Source organism: Streptomyces sp. SS7 (genome assembly GCF_037993025.1).
In the GTDB taxonomy this organism is placed as follows: Bacteria; Actinomycetota; Actinomycetes; order Streptomycetales; family Streptomycetaceae; genus Streptomyces.
In genome coordinates this window covers 2,382,501-2,401,904 of the sequence record NZ_CP141223.1, presented here as the reverse complement: position 1 = coordinate 2,401,904, position 19,404 = coordinate 2,382,501, and the positions used below count along the sequence as shown (strand labels likewise).

At 70.9% G+C, this 19,404-nt stretch carries 10 protein-coding genes and 6 pseudogenes; 12 read left to right on the top strand and 4 right to left on the bottom strand.

What is annotated here, in order from left to right; translation table 11 throughout:
* The first annotated feature begins 47 nt into the window (after positions 1-47).
* A complete protein-coding gene (locus U5640_RS10695; RefSeq protein ID WP_340375552.1) occupies positions 48-995 on the top strand; it encodes a bifunctional riboflavin kinase/FAD synthetase in 948 nt (315 codons plus the stop codon).
* A 93-nt stretch (positions 996-1,088) separates the two neighbouring features.
* Here U5640_RS10695 and U5640_RS10690 read toward each other — a convergent pair.
* Positions 1,089-4,224 (bottom strand): annotated as a pseudogene (locus U5640_RS10690) (SCO5717 family growth-regulating ATPase).
* Between the two features lie 469 nt (positions 4,225-4,693).
* On the opposite strand from U5640_RS10690, the gene U5640_RS10685 reads away from it, so the two are divergent.
* Positions 4,694-6,226 (top strand): PQQ-binding-like beta-propeller repeat protein, encoded by a 1,533-nt coding sequence (locus U5640_RS10685; protein WP_340375551.1) that lies wholly within the window; start codon positions 4,694-4,696, stop codon positions 6,224-6,226.
* Positions 6,227-7,071: 845 nt separating this feature from the next.
* On the opposite strand, the gene U5640_RS10680 is transcribed toward U5640_RS10685, so the two are convergent.
* Positions 7,072-7,371 carry a DUF397 domain-containing protein gene (locus U5640_RS10680; protein ID WP_340375550.1) on the bottom strand — a complete coding sequence of 100 codons (300 nt, stop codon included), beginning with the start codon at positions 7,369-7,371 and terminating at the stop codon, positions 7,072-7,074.
* A gap of 293 nt (positions 7,372-7,664) precedes the next feature.
* Here U5640_RS10680 and rpsO point away from each other — a divergent pair, with 293 nt between their 5' ends.
* From rpsO to U5640_RS10655, 5 genes and pseudogenes are all read left to right on the top strand, one after another.
* Entirely contained in the window at positions 7,665-7,952 is a 288-nt protein-coding gene (gene rpsO, locus U5640_RS10675; RefSeq protein ID WP_016432306.1) for a 30S ribosomal protein S15, read from the top strand.
* A 356-nt stretch (positions 7,953-8,308) separates the two neighbouring features.
* On the top strand, positions 8,309-10,531 hold the full coding sequence (locus U5640_RS10670; RefSeq protein ID WP_340375549.1) for a polyribonucleotide nucleotidyltransferase: 2,223 nt from the start codon (positions 8,309-8,311) through the stop codon (positions 10,529-10,531).
* Positions 10,528-11,907, top strand: a complete 1,380-nt coding sequence (locus tag U5640_RS10665) for a pitrilysin family protein (RefSeq protein WP_340375548.1) — start codon at positions 10,528-10,530, stop codon at positions 11,905-11,907. Before U5640_RS10670 ends, U5640_RS10665 begins: the two co-directional genes overlap by 4 nt.
* Positions 11,908-11,933: 26 nt before the next feature.
* Complete coding sequence (gene dapB, locus U5640_RS10660) at positions 11,934-12,686, top strand: 4-hydroxy-tetrahydrodipicolinate reductase (protein ID WP_340375547.1); 753 nt, start codon at positions 11,934-11,936, stop codon at positions 12,684-12,686.
* A gap of 14 nt (positions 12,687-12,700) precedes the next feature.
* Positions 12,701-13,157 (top strand): annotated as a pseudogene (locus tag U5640_RS10655) (tetratricopeptide repeat protein).
* A 152-nt stretch (positions 13,158-13,309) separates the two neighbouring features.
* Here U5640_RS10655 and U5640_RS10650 read toward each other — a convergent pair.
* A complete protein-coding gene (locus U5640_RS10650) occupies positions 13,310-13,864 on the bottom strand; it encodes a hypothetical protein (RefSeq protein WP_340375546.1) in 555 nt (184 codons plus the stop codon).
* A 50-nt stretch (positions 13,865-13,914) separates the two neighbouring features.
* Positions 13,915-14,121 (bottom strand): hypothetical protein, encoded by a 207-nt coding sequence (locus tag U5640_RS10645; RefSeq protein WP_340375545.1) that lies wholly within the window; start codon positions 14,119-14,121, stop codon positions 13,915-13,917.
* 199 nt (positions 14,122-14,320) lie between these two features.
* Between U5640_RS10645 and U5640_RS10640 the strand changes: the two are divergent.
* The 5 genes and pseudogenes from U5640_RS10640 to U5640_RS10620 all read left to right on the top strand — a co-directional run.
* Positions 14,321-14,623, top strand: a pseudogene (locus tag U5640_RS10640) (FAD-dependent thymidylate synthase); the annotation flags it as partial.
* Positions 14,603-15,520 (top strand): annotated as a pseudogene (locus tag U5640_RS10635) (HNH endonuclease); the annotation flags it as partial. The pseudogenes U5640_RS10640 and U5640_RS10635, both read left to right, overlap by 21 nt.
* 12 nt (positions 15,521-15,532) lie before the next feature.
* Positions 15,533-15,982: pseudogene (gene thyX / locus U5640_RS10630) on the top strand (FAD-dependent thymidylate synthase); the annotation flags it as partial.
* Between the two features lie 212 nt (positions 15,983-16,194).
* Entirely contained in the window at positions 16,195-17,094 is a 900-nt protein-coding gene (gene dapA / locus U5640_RS10625; protein ID WP_340375544.1) for a 4-hydroxy-tetrahydrodipicolinate synthase, read from the top strand.
* 128 nt (positions 17,095-17,222) lie between these two features.
* Positions 17,223-18,909: pseudogene (locus tag U5640_RS10620) on the top strand (ribonuclease J).
* The last annotated feature ends 495 nt before the right edge of the window (positions 18,910-19,404 follow it).

Sequence of the window (19,404 nt, the reverse complement as noted above, 5' to 3'; positions counted from 1 at the left end):
CGTAAGAGCAACGGTTGATACGGACACGGGTTCGAGGAGCGGTCACAGTGCAGCGCTGGCGTGGCTTGGAGGACATCCCCGAGGACTGGGGACGCAGCGTCGTCACCATCGGCTCCTACGACGGGGTCCACCGCGGGCACCAGCTGATCATCCGGCACGCCGTGGACCGCGCCCGCGAGCTGGGCGTCCCCTCCGTCGTCGTCACCTTCGACCCGCACCCCAGCGAGGTCGTCCGCCCCGGCAGCCACCCGCCGCTGCTCGCCCCGCACCACCGCCGCGCCGAGCTGATGACCGAGCTGGGCGTCGACGCGCTGCTGATCCTCCCCTTCACCACCGAGTTCTCGAAGCTGTCGCCGGCCGAGTTCGTGGTGAAGGTCCTCGTCGACAAGCTGCACGCCCGGGCCGTCGTCGAGGGCCCGAACTTCCGCTTCGGCCACAAGGCCGCGGGCAACGTCGAGTTCCTCGCCGAGCAGGGCAAGGTGTACGACTTCGAGGTCGAGGTCGTCGACCTGGTGCTGTGCGGCGAGGCGGGCGGCGGCGAACCGTTCTCCTCGACCCTGACCCGCCGCCTGGTCGGCGCCGGCGACGTCGCGGGCGCCGCGGAGATCCTCGGCCGCCCGCACCGCGTGGAGGGCGTCGTCGTGCGCGGCGCCCAGCGCGGCCGGGAACTGGGCTTCCCCACCGCCAACGTCGAGACCCTCCCGCACACCGCGATCCCGGCCGACGGCGTCTACGCGGGCTGGCTGCACGTGGGCGGCGAGGCGATGCCGGCCGCGATCTCCGTCGGCACCAACCCGCAGTTCGACGGCACCGAGCGCACGGTGGAGGCGTACGCCATCGACCGTGTCGGCCTCGACCTGTACGGCCTGCACGTCGCCGTCGACTTCCTCGCCTTCGTGCGCGGCCAGGCGAAGTTCGACTCGCTGGAGGGTCTGCTGGAGCAGATGGCCGAGGACGTGAAGCGCTGCCGGGAGCTGGTGGCGGCGGCGGAGTAGCGTTCCCGGGGTTTCCGGCGCCCCGGCGTTTCCGGTGCGGTAAGGCCGAAGGGCGGCCGGTGTCCGACGACACCGGCCGCCCTTCGGCGTACGTCACTGCTGCGGGGGCGGAGGCGGGGGAGGGGTCTGGCCGCCGTCGCCGTCCGGCTGGGGCGGTGGCGGGTAGCCGTAGCCCGCCGGGGGCTGGGGCGGCTGGGGGTAGCCGTAACCGGCCGGGGGCTGGGGCGGCTGCGGCTGCGGCGGATAGGGCTGACCGGTCGGCTGCTGGGCCTGCGGTGCGTACGGGGACTGACCGGGAGGGCCCTGCGGGGGGTACGGCTGCGGCGGCAGGCCCGTGTGCGGAGGCTGGGCTGTGTGCGGCGCCTCGGGCGGGTACGGCTGGCCGGGGAAGGGCTGGGCCGGATACGGCTGACCCGCTCCGGGCCGGCCGGGGGCGGCCGGGAAAGGCGCCGGCCGGCCGGGATGCGGCTGACCGGCATAGGGCTGCCCGGGGCCCGCCTGGCCGGGGAACCCGCCCTGCTGGGCCGGATACGGCTGACCCGGCTGACCGGGATACGGCTGGTGCTGGCCCGGGTACGGCGGCTGCTGCAGGCCCGGCATCGGCGGGGCGGCGACCGGCGGCGGGTTGCCGTCGTTCGTCCACAGGCCGTGCATCTGCTGATGCCGTACGAAGTCCTCCGCGACCATCGCCGCGAGGTTGAAGTACGCGTCCCGCACCTTGGGGCGCATCATGTCGAGGTCGACCTCGGCACCGGCCGCGAGATGCTCGTCGAACGGGACCACGACCACACCGCGGCAGCGCGTCTCGAAGTGCTGCACGATGTCCTCGACCTTGATCATCTTCCCGGTCTCGCGCACCCCCGAGATGACGGTGATGGACCGCGAGACCAGCTCCGCGTACCCGTGCGCGGACAGCCAGTCCAGGGTCGTACTGGCGCTGCTCGCCCCGTCGACCGACGGCGTGGAGATGATGATCAGCTGATCGGCGAGGTCGAGCACCCCGCGCATCGCGCTGTAGAGCAGGCCGGTGCCCGAGTCGGTGAGGATGACCGGGTACTGCTTGCCGAGCACGTCTATCGCGCGCCGGTAGTCCTCGTCGTTGAAGGTCGTGGAGACGGCCGGGTCGACGTCGTTGGCGATGATCTCCAGACCCGAGGGCGCCTGGGAGGTGAACCGCCGGATGTCCATGTACGAGTTGAGGTACGGGATCGCCTGGACGAGGTCGCGGATGGTGGCCCCGGTCTCCCGCCGCACCCGTCGGCCGAGCGTACCGGCGTCCGGGTTGGCGTCGATCGCGAGGATCTTGTCCTGGCGCTCGATGGCGAGGGTGGAGCCGAGCGCGGTGGTCGTGGTCGTCTTGCCGACACCGCCCTTGAGACTGATGACGGCGATGCGGTAGCAGGAGAGCACCGGCGTACGGATCAGCTCCAGCTTGCGCTGCCGCTCCGCCTCCTCCTTCTTCCCACCGAGCTTGAAACGGGAGGACGAGGCGGTCGGACGGCCGCTCTTCGCCTTCTGCTTCTTGTTGTTGAGCAGCCGGTCCGAGGAGAGCTCGACAGCCGCGGTGTAACCCAGCGGCGCGGCACCGGGGTTGACCGGCTGTCGCTGATCGTGCTGGACGGCCTGCGGCCAGGCGGCGCCGGCCCGGGGGTCGACGGGCTGCTGCGGAGGCTGCGGCGGGTGCCCGGGCTGTGCGGCGGCGGGCTCGGCTGCGTGCGCGGGGTGCTGGGCCCCGTACGGCGGCTGCCCGGGCAAGCCCTGAGGCGCTCCCGGGACCTCGGGCGCACGTCCGTCGGCCTGGTGGGGGATACCGGGCTGGGGCTGGGGAGCGGGCGGCGTCTGGGGGAAGCCGTAGCCGGCAGGGGCGGGGGGCGCGGGGGGCTGTGGGAAGCCGTACGCACCGGCGGCGTCGGGCGCGGGCGGTCGGGGGAACCCGTACCCGTCAGGGGCGTTGGGGGCGGGAGGCGGCGGGAAGCCGTAGGCGGGCTGCTGCTGCGGGGCGGGCGGCTGGGGGGAACCCGTAGGCGGGCGGCTGGGGGACTGGCCGGGCGGCGGGCTGAGGCGCGGGCGGTGCCGCCTCGGGCCGGGCCGGCGCGGGTGCGGCCTGCTGATGAGGCAGCGGCTGGGCGGGCCACTGGGCCGCAGGCGCGGGAGCCGCGGGTTCGTACGACGGCGGCAACGGCGGCACCCCACCCTGCGGAACCGGCGGCGGAGCCCAGGCGGGCTGAGCGGCGGGCGCGGCCTGCTGCTCGGCGCCGTCGGGGGCGTCGGTCACGTCGGCGGCTTCGGCGGGCCCGGGAGCGGGCTGCCCGGAGTCCCCGCCGACGGCCACGCCTTCGGCGGAGTCGTCGGCAGAGGGGGAGGCGGGGGAATCCCCGTCGGCGTCGGTCGGGGCCTCGGACTCCCCTTCCGGAGCCGCCTCTTGGCCGTGCGACGGACCGCTGTCGGCGGCGGCGACGTCAGCCGCACCCGCCTCGGCCCCGACTCCGGGCTCGGAGTCGGTCCGCGCCTCGGGGTCGGTCCCGGCCTCGTCCTCGCTCGCGGCCGCGCCGGTCTCGCCGGCCGTCGCCTCCACCTGCTCGGCCGGCTCCGCGGTCGGTTCCTCGGTCTGCTCGCGGGTCTGCTCGCCGGCCTGCTCCTCGAGCTGCTGCTGCTCGAGGGCCACGGGGGAGATCCGCAGGGTGGCGCCGCTCTCCAGGTCCCCGCTCTCAGCACCGCTCGCCTCGACGGGCGCAGCCGGAACGGCGGCCGGCGCCTGCGGCACGGCCGGTGGGGCGAACGGCGCGGGAGGAGCGGCGGGAGGAGCGACCGGCGGGGCATAAGGCGCCGTGGCGGCACCCGGCATCTCCGGCGGCGGCGGGGGAACCTGCCCCGGCGGCAGGAACGGCGCGGGAGGCTGGAACGGAGCCAGGCCCGGCACCGGAGGCTGGAACGGAGCAGGCGTCGGCGCTGGACCGGCGGGAGCCGCCCCCTGTCCGGAGCCCTCCCCCTGGTTCGGCACGGGCCCGGAGACAGGAGCGACTGACGGCGCCCCCGGGTTCCCGCCGGTCCCGCCCGTCTCGGTGGCCGTCTCCGTGGCCGAACCCCCGCCCGCGTTCTGGGTGTACCAAGCGGGCGGCGCGTAGTCGATGGTGAACTCGCCCGTCATCTCGAGGGCGGATTCCGCGTCGGGCTGGTCATCGCCGGGTGTGGCCCAGCCCCCGCGCGTCCCGTCCCGATCGCTGCTCACAATTCCTCCTGGTGTGGTCGAGCACCCTCGGACACGCTCCTGCCGTGCCGGGGCGCGACCTTCTCGTCGTACGCGGTGGTTTCGAGGCCGTCCGAGGTCATCGACGCACCGGCCCTCCCCGAGGACACCGACACCCACCCCTGCGGGTTTCCGGCATGGCGCCCCGTACCAGCCTAATCATCAGATGCCCCGGCCCGGCAGGCCCGCCCACCCCCAGAAGGCCCGGAAGGCCCGGAACGACTCGGTCCTCGCGGGGCAGCCCGGCCGGCGTCAACGCGCGTCCCACCTCCAGGACTTTCCGAGGGCGAGCGCCCGGTTGCTGATGTGTCCGCGGTCCGCGCTGCACGGCGCTCCTGCTGCCAACGACCGGGAACGACGGGAGATAGGGTGCCCGTGAGCCATATGAGCAGTTGCGAATCGGCCGCGTAGAGCAGGCAGTTGTACGGCCGCACCCGAAAGGCAGTCCGACGTGAGCTTCGGCCCACCGCCGTCCGTCTACACCCATTCCACGATCGCCGCGGACAGCAGTGCGAAGAAGCGCCGCCGGTACTGGCTCGGGTGGGCCTCGGCCCTCGTGCTGGTCGCCGCTCTCGGCACCGGCTCCTGGCTCCTGTGGGGCCCCGAGCGCGCCGCGACGCCGAAGAAGCAGCCCGTCGTCGCCCAAGGCCCCCTGGACGTCCGCGAGACCGTCGAGAAGCAGCCCTCCGGCACGGTCGGCGCCATGGCCTTCCGGTTCTCCGTGGACGACCTGAGCCCCGGTGAGTCGTACGAGCTGCCCGGTATGTGGGCCACCGACAGGATCCTCGCCAAGGGCATCAACAAAACGCTCGTCGGTTTTGCCGTGGGCACCGACGCCGCCCCGGGCGACGAGAAGTGGAAGCTCCCCCTCGCCGGCCCGATATGCGGCTACACCCGTCATGTCACGGGCGACAACCGCACCGCCGTGCTCTACGCGGGCAAGGACGAAGAACACGCCCTCTGCGACCACGTTGCCTTCTTCGACCTCGACGACGGCAAGCAGGTCTGGTCGCACGAATTCCCCGTCCACGGCACCGGCGCCGGCTCACGGAAGCCGACGACCGACGCCCTCCAGGACACCCCGAGCGTGACCCTCACCCACGACACGGTCGCCGTCACCTGGGGCGGCGGCACGCTCGCCTACGACATGGACCACGGCAGGCAGCGGTGGAGCACCAGGGCGACCGGCTCCTGCCACGACGACGGTGCCGCCGGCGGAGGCGCGCTGCTCGTCCGCCAGCGGTGCTGGAACGGCGACGAGAACCTTCCGGTCGACAGCTGGGACCTCCTCACCTACAAGATCCGCAAGGTGGACCCGCAGACCGGCCGCACCCGGTGGACGTACTCCGCCGCCAAGGGGATCCGCTCGGTCGACGTCCCCTCCACCAACCCCGCCGTCCTCGCGGTGTCGGCCGGCGACACCGCCATCACCGAACTGCTCTCCCTCGACGACGACGGCAGGAACCGCGCCACGATCCGCCTCCAGAACGGCACCTACGTCGGCGAGTGCGCGCTCCAGGACGACTACACCGTCCTGGACTACTGCCCGACCGTCGCGGTCGGCGCCGGCCAGGTCTTCCTGCGCAGCAAGGACGACATCGGCAAGCACACCTCGAACTGGGTCATCGGCTTCGACCTGGCCACCGGGAACACCACCCGGAAGTTCGAGTCCGGCCCCGACTCCCTGCTGATCCCCGTCGACGTGAGCGGCGACCGGCTGCTCGCCCTGCGGGAGAGCCAGGACCGCATCGCCCCCAACGCGCTCGTCGCGCTCGACCCGAAGACCGGTCAGGAGAAGCCCTTCTTCTACTTCGACCTGCCGCCCGAGGGGGAGAACTTCACGTCGATCGACTTCACCGACGTCCTCGTCCAGGACGGCCGCCTCTACTTCGGCGCCAAGTCCCTCACCGGCCCCGCCAAGAACCAGCCGCGCTGGGTCTACGCCGTCCTCGGCATAGGCAGCAGCCCGCCGAACAACCCCTGAAAGGGAACGCCCGACCCCCCGCCCACAGGACACGACCGCAGATCCCCGACCACTTCCCTCAGCTGACCGGCCAATGCCACTCCGCCGACTCCGGCCCCACCACGGCCGCCGATCCGCCGTCGACGCCCGAACCGGCACCCGCCCCGGCCACACCATCCCCGCCCCGTGCCCCAGCCCACGACCTTCCACCGACCCCCACCCCCGCCGCCAGGCGCACGCGCCAGTCCCGCCTACCGCCTGCGGCCCCCGTCCGCCCGGACCCGGCTGCGTCAGCCTTGCCTCCCTGCTCGAGCGCCCGGCCTTACGCCGCCCCCGGCGCCCGGCGCCTGGCCCTGGCTGCGTCAACCTCGGGTTCCGCCCCGGCGGCTGCTTGGGCCGGCCCCTCCTGGCTGGTCCGGCCCGCGGCCTTCTGCCGCCCCCCACCCCCGGCGCCCAGGCCCGCACGCGCCGGCCCCGCCTCCTGCCCGCGGCCCCATCCGCCCGGACCCGGCCGCGCCCGCCTTGTTTCCCTGCTCAGGCCCTCGGTGTCCGCCGACTCCCTCTTGGCCCCTGGCCCCTGGCCCCCGGCCCGGCTGCGCCAGCCTGGCGTTCCTGCGTCGCCCCCGGCCGGCCACCGTCCGCCCGGGCGCGGCTGCGTCAACCTCCGTTTCCGCCCCGGCGCCCGGTTGGGCCAGTCCAGCCTCCCCGGTCCGGCCCGCGGCCTTCTGCCGCCCCCCACCCCCGGCGCCCAGGCCCGCACGCGCCGGCCCCGCCTCCTGCCCGAGGCCCCTGCCCCCCGTCGAGCGCCTTGCTCCCCGGCCCCGCCAAGCCTCGTCCGCCCGGCCCTCTTCCCCAGAGCTTCCGCCCTACCCCTCCACCCGATCCCTCTGATCCTCCCGGTCCCCCCGGTCCAGATCGAACTCCCCGTCCCGCGCCCCCAGCACGAACGCCCGCCACTCGCCCTCCGTGTAGCGCAGCACGGTGTCCGGGTCCAGTGAGGACCGCATCGCCACCGCGCCGCCCGGCAGGTCCGCGATCTCGACGCGCTCCTCGTGCTCCTCGGTGCCCGGCGCGCACTTCCACTCGACGCCGGAGATGTCGAGCGCGTACAGCTCGTCCCGCTCGCGCTCCTTGCGTGCCTTCATCTCGGCTTCGGTCTCCGCCATGGCGCCGCGTCCCCTTCCCCACTCTCTGCGACCGGTCCACCACCGATCGACGATACGAGCGTCACCCTAGTGGCCCCCCACCCGCCGCCGAGTTGGTTCGGATACCCGGGCGAAGGTGCCCGCCACCTCCTGGTACCCTGACTGTCGGCCGTTTGTGTACGCGCCCCCGGAGCCCTCCGTATCGAGGCCCTGGAGGCCGCGCCCAGCGGATCCCGCCAGCCGAGTCACGGAAGTCACCCCGAGAAGCAGACCGGGGGCACTCGGTGGCCACACACAGACCATGAGGAGTACGCGTGTCGCTCGACGCCGCTACGAAGAAGCAGATCATCGCCGAGTTCGGCCAGAAGGAGGGCGACACCGGCTCCCCCGAGGTCCAGGTCGCCATGCTCTCGCGTCGGATCTCCGACCTGACCGAGCACCTCAAGACCCACAAGCACGACCACCACTCCCGCCGGGGTCTGCTGATCCTGGTCGGCCAGCGTCGTCGCCTGCTGCAGTACCTGGCCAAGAAGGACATCCAGCGCTTCCGTACGCTGGTCGACCGCCTCGGCATCCGCCGCGGTGCGGCCGGCGCCAAGTAAGACGCGTGGAGGGAGCGGTTCCCGTCTGGGGGCCGCTCCCTTTTGCTGTACGTACGGAAACGTGCGGAGTGTCGCCGCCCCTTTGTAGTGTGGTAGCACGACGCATGACAGCACGACGCATGACGTATGACAGAGGGTGACGACGCCCAACGCGTCACACCCGCCGCAACACCCACAGAACGAGGAGAGGCGCACCTAGCCGCCGCCGGTCCTCGGTAGTGGCCCCCGGGGGAAGACAGCCCCGGGTGCTTCGATCGAAGACCGGCCCGCACCGCACGGCGCGCATCTCCGCCACCGTCCCGCCGCCACACGGGCGGCACGGGACGAAAAGACGACAAGTAACGGAGAAAACGCTAGTGGAGAACGAGACCCACTACGCCGAGGCCGTCATCGACAACGGCGCCTTCGGCACCCGCACCATCCGCTTCGAGACGGGCCGCCTGGCCCGCCAGGCCGCCGGCTCGGCCGTGGCCTACCTGGACGACGACACCATGGTGCTGTCGGCCACCACCGCCTCCAAGAACCCCAAGGACCAGCTCGACTTCTTCCCCCTGACGGTGGACGTCGAGGAGCGGATGTACGCCGCCGGCAAGATCCCCGGCAGCTTCTTCCGCCGTGAGGGCCGGCCGAGCGAGGACGCGATCCTCACCTGCCGCCTGATCGACCGCCCGCTGCGCCCGTCCTTCAAGAAGGGCCTGCGCAACGAGATCCAGGTCGTCGCCACCATCATGGCGCTCAACCCCGACCACCTGTACGACGTCGTGGCGATCAACGCCGCCTCCGCGTCCACCCAGCTGGCCGGCCTGCCCTTCTCCGGCCCGATCGGCGGCGTCCGTGTCGCGCTGATCAGCGGCCAGTGGGTCGCGTTCCCGACGCACACCGAGCTCGAGGACGCCGTCTTCGACATGGTCGTCGCGGGCCGCGTCCTGGAGGACGGCGACGTCGCGATCATGATGGTCGAGGCCGAGGCCACCGAGAAGACGATCCAGCTGGTCAAGGGCGGCGCCGAAGCCCCCACCGAGGAGGTCGTCGCGGCCGGTCTGGACGCCGCGAAGCCCTTCATCAAGGTGCTGTGCAAGGCCCAGGCCGACCTCGCCTCCAAGGCCGCCAAGCCGACCGGCGAGTTCCCGATCTTCCTCGACTACCAGGACGACGTCCTGGAGGCGCTGACCGCCGCGGTCAAGCCGGAGCTGGCCTCCGCGCTGACCATCGCGGGCAAGCAGGAGCGCGAGGCCGAGCTGGACCGCGTCAAGGGTCTGGCCGCCGAGAAGCTGCTCCCGGAGTTCGAGGGCCGCGAGAAGGAGATCTCCGCCGCGTACCGCTCGCTGACCAAGGCCCTGGTCCGTGAGCGCGTCATCAAGGAGAAGAAGCGCATCGACGGCCGCGGCGTCACGGACATCCGTACGCTCGCCGCCGAGGTCGAGGCCATCCCGCGGGTGCACGGCTCCGCGCTGTTCGAGCGTGGCGAGACCCAGATCCTGGGCGTCACCACCCTCAACATGCTCCGCATGGAGCAGCAGCTGGACACCCTCTCCCCGGTGACCCGCAAGCGCTACATGCACAACTACAACTTCCCGCCGTACTCCGTCGGCGAGACCGGCCGCGTGGGGTCCCCCAAGCGCCGCGAGATCGGCCATGGCGCCCTCGCCGAGCGCGCCATCGTGCCGGTCCTGCCGACGCGCGAGGAGTTCCCCTACGCGATCCGTCAGGTGTCCGAGGCCCTCGGCTCCAACGGCTCGACGTCGATGGGCTCGGTCTGCGCCTCCACCATGTCGCTGCTGAACGCCGGTGTGCCGCTCAAGGCCCCGGTCGCCGGTATCGCCATGGGTCTGATCTCCCAGGAGATCAACGGCGAGACGCACTACGTCGCCCTCACCGACATCCTCGGTGCGGAGGACGCCTTCGGCGACATGGACTTCAAGGTCGCCGGTACCAAGGAGTTCGTCACCGCCCTCCAGCTCGACACCAAGCTGGACGGCATCCCGGCCTCCGTCCTGGCCGCCGCCCTCAAGCAGGCCCGTGACGCCCGCCTCCACATCCTCGACGTGATGATGGAAGCGATCGACACGCCGGACGAGATGTCCCCCAACGCGCCGCGGATCATCACCGTGAAGATCCCGGTCGACAAGATCGGCGAGGTCATCGGCCCCAAGGGCAAGATGATCAACCAGATCCAGGAGGACACCGGCGCCGAGATCACGATCGAGGACGACGGCACCATCTACATCGGTGCCGCCGACGGCCCGGCCGCCGAGGCCGCCCGCGCCACGATCAACAGCATCGCCAACCCGACGATGCCCGAGGTCGGCGAGCGCTACCTGGGTACGGTCGTCAAGACCACCACCTTCGGCGCGTTCGTCTCCCTGCTCCCTGGCAAGGACGGTCTGCTGCACATCTCGCAGATCCGCAAGCTGGCCGGCGGCAAGCGCGTGGAGAACGTCGAGGACGTCGTCGGCGTGGGCCAGAAGGTCCAGGTCGAGATCGCCGAGATCGACTCCCGCGGCAAGCTCTCCCTCATCCCCGTGATCGAGGGCGAGGACGAGTCCGCCGAAGACGCGAAGGACGACTCCGACAAGTGACGTCGAGCAGCTCCAGGACGACGGCCCGCACCTCCTCGGAGGCGCGGGCCGTCGCCCGTACCCAAACCCTGATCAAGGGCGAGAACGGCATCGGCACGGTCCGCAAGACCACCCTCCCGGGCGGCCTGCGCATCGTCACCGAGACCCTCCCCTCGGTCCGCTCCGCGACCTTCGGCATCTGGGCGCACGTCGGCTCCCGCGACGAGACCCCCGCGCTGAACGGCGCCACGCACTACCTGGAGCACCTGCTCTTCAAGGGCACCACCCGCAGGTCGGCGCTGGACATCTCCTCCGCGATCGACGCGGTCGGCGGCGAGATGAACGCCTTCACCGCCAAGGAGTACACGTGCTACTACGCGCGCGTGCTCGACACCGACCTGCCGCTCGCCATAGACGTCGTCTGCGACATGCTGACGGGCTCGCTCATCCTCGAAGAGGACGTCAACGTCGAGCGCGGCGCCATCCTCGAAGAGATCGCCATGACCGAGGACGACCCCGGCGACTGTGTGCACGACCTGTTCGCGCAGACGATGTTCGGCGACAACCCCCTCGGCCGACCGGTCCTCGGCACCGTCGACACGGTCAACGCCCTCACCGCCGACCGCATCCGCCGCTTCTACAAGAAGCACTACGACCCGACGCACCTGGTCGTGGCGGCCGCCGGCAACATCGACCACAACAAGGTCGTACGACAGGTCCGCGCGGCCTTCGAGAAGGCGGGCGCCCTCGGGAACCAGGACGCCGCGCCCATCGCCCCGCGCGACGGCCGGCGCACCATCCGCACCTCGGGCCGCGTCGAACTCCTCGGCCGCAAGACCGAGCAGGCCCATGTCGTCCTCGGCATGCCCGGCCTCCCCCGCACCGACGACCGCCGCTGGGCGCTCGGCGTCCTCAACACCGCCCTCGGCGGCGGCATGTCCTCCCGGTTGTTCCAGGAGGTCCGTGAGAAGCGCGGCCTGGCCTACAGCGTGTACTCGTACACCTCGGGCTTCGCCGACTGCGGACTGTTCGGCGTCTACGCCGGCTGCCGCCCCTCCCAGGTCCACGACGTGCTCAGGATCTGCCGCGACGAACTCGACCACGTCGCCGCGAACGGCCTGTCCGACGACGAGATAGGGCGCGCCATCGGCCAGCTCAGGGGCTCCACGGTGCTCGGCCTGGAGGACACCGGTGCGCTCATGAACCGCATCGGCAAGAGCGAGCTGTGCTGGGGCGAGCAGATGTCCGTCGACGACATGCTGACCCGGATAGCTGCCGTGACCCCGGACGAGGTCCGCGCGGTGGCCCGCGACATCCTGGGACAGCGCCCGTCGCTGTCCGTCATCGGCCCCCTCAAGGACAAGCAGGCCGCCCGGCTGCACGACGCGGTCGCCTAATCCACTCCCGTAAGGAAGCACAACAGATGAGCAAGCTGCGAGTGGCGGTCCTCGGCGCCAGGGGCCGGATCGGTTCCGAGGCGGTACGGGCCGTCGAAGCCGCCGAGGACATGGAGCTGGTGGCCGCGCTGGGCCGCGGCGACAAGCTGGAGACGCTGGCCGAGACCGGCGCCCAGGTCGCCGTGGAACTCACCACGCCCGCCTCCGTGATGGAGAACCTCGAGTACTGCGTGGGCCACGGCATCCACGCCGTCGTCGGGACGACGGGCTGGACCGAGGAGCGCCTCGCGCAGCTGAACGGCTGGCTGGCCGCCGCCCCGGAGACCGGCGTGCTCATCGCGCCGAACTTCTCCATCGGCGCGGTCCTCACCATGAAGTTCGCGCAGATCGCCGCGCCGTACTTCGAGTCCGTCGAGGTCGTCGAGCTGCACCACCCCGACAAGGTGGACGCCCCCTCCGGCACCGCCACCCGCACGGCCCAGCTCATCGCCGAGGCGCGCCGCGCGGCCGGCACCGCCCCGGCCCCGGACGCCACGGCGACCGGCCTGGACGGGGCGCGCGGCGCCGACGTGGACGGCGTCCCGGTGCACGCCGTACGGCTGAGGGGCCTGCTGGCCCACCAGGAGGTCCTGCTGGGCGGCGAGGGGGAGACCCTGACCGTCCGCCACGACTCCCTCCACCACAGCAGCTTCATGCCGGGCATCCTGCTGGGCGCCCGCCGGGTGGTGACGACTCCGGGCCTCACCTTCGGCCTGGAGCACTTCCTGGACCTGAACTAGAGATCCCTTCCCCCATGCGCGCCAAGCTCTCCTACGCCCTCACGGCCGCCGTCCTGGTCTTCTACTTCGTCCTGGTCGGCAGCCGTGGCGTCATGCTCGTCCAGTCCGGCACTGTCATCACCGTCACCTTCGGGATCGCGGTGCTGATCCTGCCGGTCATCGGTGTCTGGTTCCTGTGGAAGAACACCCAGTTCGTCCGCCGGGCCAACGCCCTCGCCGCCGCCCTCGACGCGGAGGGCGGCCTCCCCGTCGACGAGCTCAGGCGCACCCCCGGCGGCCGGATCGACCGTGACTCGGCCGACGAGGTCTTCGCCCGGCGCAAGGCCGAGACCGAGGCGGCCCCCGAGGACTGGCGCAAGCTGGTTCCGGCTGGCCGTCGCCTACCACGACGCCCGCGACACCCCCCGCGCCCGCAAGGCGATGCAACGCGCGATCCGCCTCCACGACGGCAAGGGCGCCGAACCGGCCTGACCGCCCGGCCGCCGTACGCCGAGGCCGAAGTACACCGAAGCCGCCGCACGCCTGAGCCGCCGCACGCCTAAGCCGCCGTACGCCGAAGGGGCCGCCCCGCACTCTGCGCGGGGCGGCCCCTTCGGCGTGTCGTGGTGTGTCGTGGCGCGCGCTCAGCCGCGCCCGTTCTCCGACGCCCATCCCTCGACGGCGTCGGAGGCCCGGTCGAAGGCCTCGGTCCGCCCGAGGAAGTCCGCCCCGTGCGTGGTCAGCAGCATCGCCGTCTCCTCCGCCGGCCGGTCCTTCCGTACGAGGAGCAGAGCCTGCCCCTGCACGGTGCGCGGCAGGCCCAGCCAGCGCACCGGCTGCTGAACCGTCCGCACGACCGCGACCCGGTCCCACGGCACCGTCCGTGTCAGCAGGAACCGCACGTGCCGCAGCCCGTGCGGGCTCACCCACACCCCCATGCGCAGCAGCCGCAGCGCGCCGGCGATCACCAGCAGCGAGAGCCCGAGGATCACCCCGGCGTCGGAGCCCTTCCCGGTGAGCGCGATGACGACCGCCGCGAGCAGCACGTACGAGGCGAGCAGCAGGGCCAGCGCGGCCGCCACGACCCGCCACGGGCCGGGCCGGTAGGGGCGCCGCCAGCGCTCGCGGTCCTCGTAGGGCAGCGCGACGTCGTCCGCTGTCTCGAACGGGCGCTCGGCCGTCAGGAAGGGCAGGGGCACGGCTGGTCCTCACTCGTTCGTGCGTGGGCTGTGCCCGGAGGCTATCGCGCTCAGTGCCCTTGAGACGTCTGTGGCTGCTGTGACGACTGTGACTGCTGTGTCGGAGAAACGGAGTGGTCCACGGTGAGCGCGGGCCTCGCGACGACCACCGATCCGACGAGCGCGGCCACGATCGTGAGCCCCAGCAGCCAGCGCCCGGCCGCCTGCCCGAGCGAGGCCCGCTCACGGGGCGGGGGAGTGACATTGCTGCTGAACACGGATACCGCGTCCTTCGAAGGGTCGTACGAAAGGTTTCCGGCAGTACAGACGTGCGAGGGAGGCGAAAGGTGCCCTTCTTGCCCGAGTTCGCTGAATTTCACCGAGGATGTCGCGGCCCGCCACCGAACGCCCTGGTGTCAGTGGAGGGTCGTAGAGTGGTCGCCGCCCAGAGAAGTGATGGAAGGGACCCTCCGACCCGTGACCGACACCCCCGCCGACGACCTCGCCGAAGACCTCGCGCCCACCTTCCGAAGCGACGTCACCGTCGAACTGGTCAAGCACAGCGCGTCCGATTCCGACGTGCTGTGGGCCGCCCGTGTCTCCACCGCCGGCGAGCAGTCCCTGGACGAACTGCAGAAGGACCCGGAGCGCTCCAAGGGACTGATCAACTACCTGATGCGGGACCGCCACGGCAGCCCCTTCGAGCACAACTCGATGACCTTCTTCGTCAGCGCCCCGATCTTCGTCTTCCGCGAGTTCATGCGGCACCGCGTGGGTTGGTGCATCGCGGGAGACACCGAGATCACCCTGGAGAGCGAGGCGGGCCATGTCCGTCGACGGACCATCGCCGAACTGCACGAGCTCTGGCACCTGGGCGTCGAGGACCGGCTCCCGGACTCCGCCGGAGGGGTGACCTGGCACAGCCGGGCAGGCAAGTGGACGGCCCAGGTGCGGAGTGGCGAGACCGACCACTATCTGGGTCTGTACGACAGCCGGGAGGCGGCTGATTCCGCCGTCGCCGAGTTCCGCGAAGAACACCCGGGCCTCCGGCTCCGCAAGCTCGAGTCGGTCCGCCGCAGCCATGTGCGCTGTTACGACGAAGAGACACTGCTGGCCCGGCGCTCCAGGATCGTCGACGTGATCGAATCGGGTGTCAAGCCACTGATCAAGATCACCACGGCTTCCGGGAAGACGCTCCGCTGCACGGTCGATCACGCGGTGTTCACTCCGCAGGGGTGGGTCAAGGCCGGGGAACTCGCCGTCGGTGACTCCGTCATGGCGGCGGGGACCGCTCCCCGGCCCTCCGAGGCTCCGATCCCGCCGAGTCTGCACCGCGGTATCGGTGTGTGGACCTCGATGCAGCGACAGCGGCTGATCAAGGACGTAGACCTCTGCCATCTCTGTGACCAGGAGTTTCCTCGTGATCAGCTCGCGCTGGACCACGTCGTTCCTGTCGCGGGCGATCTGACCAGGGCTCTCGACGAACGGAATCTCGCGCCCGCGTGCGAGCCCTGTCACGCCGCGAAGAGCGGTGGTGAACAGGCACTGGCCCAGCCTGGCGACGAGGCCGAGAAGGCGGTTCCGGACCCGGTCGTCTCCATCGAGGCGGACGGCGAGGAGATGACGTACGACCTCTCCGTGGAAGGCCCGTGGCACAACTTCCTGGCGAACGGCGTCGTCGTCCACAACTCCTACAACGAGGAGTCCGGCCGCTACCGGGAACTCCAGCCCGTGTTCTACGTCCCCGACGAGTCCCGCAAGCTCGTCCAGGAGGGCCGCCCCGGGAAGTACGTCTTCGTGGAGGGCACCGAGGCCCAGCAGGAGCTCGTCGGCCGGGCCATGGAGGACTCCTACCGGCAGGCCTACGAGGCCTACCAGGAGATGCTCGCGCAGGGCGTCGCCCGGGAGGTCGCCCGCGCGGTCCTGCCCGTCGGACTCTTCTCCTCGATGTACGCCACCTGCAACGCCCGCTCGCTGATGCACTTCCTCGGCCTGCGCACCCAGCACGAGCTCGCGAAGGTGCCGTCCTTCCCGCAGCGGGAGATCGAGATGGTGGGCGAGAAGATGGAGGCCGAGTGGGCGAAGCTCATGCCCCTCACGTACGCGGCCTTCAACGCCAACGGTCGTGTCGCGCCGTGACGAAGGCGTGTTCTCCTGCCCGGCACACATGTACGGGTCATCCGCGCGAAGTGTCCGTATTGCGGCATTTGGAGAAGTTCATCTAGCCTGATCAAACGGACCCGGTACTGCTTGAACCCCCGAGCAGGCAGTACCGGGCTCCGCATTTGTCGTGACTTTTCGTAACCCCCCGAGGGCAGACCACACGGGGAGCAACGAGTAGCGTGTTACCCATGGCTCCGACCTCCACTCCGCAGACCCCCTTCGGGCGGGTCCTCACCGCCATGGTCACGCCGTTCACGGCGGACGGCGCACTCGACCTCGACGGCGCCCAGCGGCTCGCCACCCACCTGGTGGACGCAGGCAACGACGGCCTGATCATCAACGGCACCACCGGTGAGTCGCCCACCACCACCGACGCGGAGAAATCGGACCTCGTACGAGCCGTCCTGGAGGCCGTCGGCGACCGGGCCCACATCGTCGCCGGGGTCGGCACCAACGACACCCACCACAGCATCGAACTGGCCAAGGCCGCCGAGAAGACCGGCGCCCACGGCCTGCTGGTCGTCACCCCGTACTACAACAAGCCCCCGCAGGAGGGCCTGTACCGGCACTTCACGGCCGTCGCGGACGCCGCCGAGCTGCCGGTCATGCTCTACGACATCCCCGGCCGCAGCGGCGTCCCGATCAGCACCGAGACGCTCGTCCGCCTCGCCCAGCACCCGCGGATCGTCGCCAACAAGGACGCCAAGGGCGACCTCGGCCGCGCGAGCTGGGCCATCGCGCGCTCCGGTCTCGCCTGGTACTCCGGCGACGACATGCTCAACCTCCCGCTGCTCTCGGTGGGCGCGGTCGGCTTCGTCTCGGTCGTCGGCCATGTGGTCACGCCCGACCTGCGCGCCCTCGTCGACGCGTTCGTCGCCGGCGACGTCCAGAAGGCCACCGAGATCCACCAGAAGCTGCTCCCGGTCTACACGGGCATGTTCCGCACCCAGGGCGTCATGACCACCAAGGCCGCGCTCGCCCTCCAGGGCCTGCCCGCCGGTCCGCTGCGCTCTCCCATGGTCGAATGCTCGCCGGAAGAGATCGAGCAGCTCAAGATCGATCTTGCCGCAGGCGGGGTACAGCTCTGACAACGGACTTCACAACTGAATAGGCAGGCCACCGGTGCCTGCGCCCACAACGACAACTGCTTCTGCACGAACGTCACGCGCGCCACGTGCCCTACCGGTACGTGGCGCGCGTGTTTGAGGAGAGTCTTTTGAGTCATCCGCATCCCGAACTGGGCCCGCCCCCGCCGCTCCCGAAGGGCGGCCTGCGGGTCACCCCACTGGGCGGCCTCGGCGAGATCGGCCGCAACATGACGGTCTTCGAGTACGGCGGCCGTCTGCTGATCGTCGACTGCGGAGTGCTCTTCCCCGAGGAGGAGCAGCCCGGAATCGACCTGATCCTGCCCGACTTCTCGTCCATCCGTGACCGGCTGGACGACATCGAGGGCATCGTCCTCACCCACGGTCACGAAGACCACATCGGGGCCGTCCCCTACCTCCTGCGCGAGAAGCCGGACATCCCGCTGATCGGCTCCAAGCTGACCCTCGCGCTCATCGAGGCCAAGCTCCAGGAGCACCGGATCCGCCCGTACACCCTCGAGGTGGCGGAGGGGAACCGCGAGCGCATCGGCCCCTTCGACTGCGAGTTCATCGCCGTCAACCACTCCATCCCGGACGCCCTGGCCGTCGCGATCCGCACCCCCGCCGGCATGGTGGTCCACACGGGTGACTTCAAGATGGACCAGCTGCCGCTGGACGGGCGGCTCACGGATCTGCACGCGTTCGCCCGGCTGAGCGAGGAGGGCATCGACCTCCTCCTCTTCCGACTCGACGAACGCCGAGGTCCCCGGGTTCGTGCCGCCCGAGCGGGACATCTCCAACGTCCTGCGCACGGTCTTCGCGAACGCCCGCAAGCGGATCATCGTGGCGAGCTTCGCCAGCCACGTCCACCGCATCCAGCAGATCCTGGACGCGGCCCACGAGTACGGCCGTCGGGTCGCCTTCGTCGGCCGTTCGATGGTCCGCAACATGGGTATCGCCCGGGACCTCGGCTATCTCAGGGTCCCGCCGGGCCTGGTGGTGGACGTCAAGACGCTCGACGACCTCCCCGACCACGAGGTGGTCCTGGTCTGCACGGGCTCCCAGGGCGAACCGATGGCCGCGCTGTCCCGCATGGCCAACCGCGACCACCAGATCCGGATCGTCCCCGGCGACACGGTGATCCTGGCGTCGTCCCTGATCCCCGGCAACGAGAACGCGGTCTACCGCGTGATCAACGGCCTGACCCGCTGGGGCGCGAACGTCGTCCACAAGGGCAACGCCAAGGTCCACGTCTCCGGCCACGCCTCGGCGGGCGAGCTGCTGTACTTCTACAACATCTGCCGCCCGAAGAACCTGATGCCGGTCCACGGCGAGTGGCGCCACCTGCGGGCCAACGCCGAGCTGGGCGCCATGACGGGCGTCCCGCACGACCGCATCGTCATCGCCGAGGACGGCATCGCCGTCGACCTCGTCGAGGGCAAGGCCAAGATCTCCGGCAAGGTCCAGGCGGGATACGTCTACGTGGACGGCCTCTCCGTCGGCGATGTCGGCGAGCCGGCCCTGAAGGACCGGAGGATCCTCGGCGACGAGGGCATCATCTCTGTCTTCGTGGTGGTGGACTCCTCCACCGGCAAGATCACCGGCGGCCCGCACATCCAGGCCCGCGGCTCCGGCATCGAGGACTCGGCCTTCGGGGACGTCGTCCCGAAGATCACCGAGGTCCTGGAGCGCTCGGCCCAGGACGGAGTGGTCGAACCCCACCAGCTGCAGCAGCTCATCCGCCGCACCCTGGGCAAGTGGGTCTCCGACAACTATCGCCGCAGGCCGATGATCCTCCCGGTCGTGGTGGAGGTCTGAGCGAAGCAAGACCCGCGTACGACGGCTCGTACGTGTGAACCTGGAGCGGGGCGCCTCGATTTGCATCGGGGCGCCCCGCTCCAGTACGTTTGCGGCTCCGCCTGAACGGGAAGCGGTCCGCGCCACGCGCCGGACCAGCCCACCGGGAGGGGCCGGGAAAACCGACTCAGAACTTCTGATAAAGTCGGAACCGCCGGAAAGGAAACCGCGAAACAAAAGCGGGAACCTGGAAAGCACCGAGGAAATCGGATCGAGAAAAGATCTGATAGAGTCGGAAACGCAAGACCGAAGGGAAGCCCGGAGGAAAACCTGAGAGAGCCTCTCAGGCAAGTACAAAGGAAGCTTTCGTTCCTTGAGAACTCAACAGCGTGCCAAAAATCAACGCCAGATTAGTTGATACCCCGTCCCCGGCAGTGATAGCCGAGGATGAGGTTCCTTTGAAAAACACAGCGAGGACGCTGTGAGCCGGGGGGACTATTCCTCCTCCTGGCTCCG

Coding starts and splice junctions, on each gene's coding strand:
- U5640_RS10680 (WP_340375550.1), bottom strand. CDS start 7,371: ATGGCGGAGACCGAAGCCGAGATGAAGGCACGCAAGGAGCGCGAGCGG.
- dapB (WP_340375547.1), top strand. CDS start 11,934: ATGAGCAAGCTGCGAGTGGCGGTCCTCGGCGCCAGGGGCCGGATCGGT.
- dapA (WP_340375544.1), top strand. CDS start 16,195: ATGGCTCCGACCTCCACTCCGCAGACCCCCTTCGGGCGGGTCCTCACC.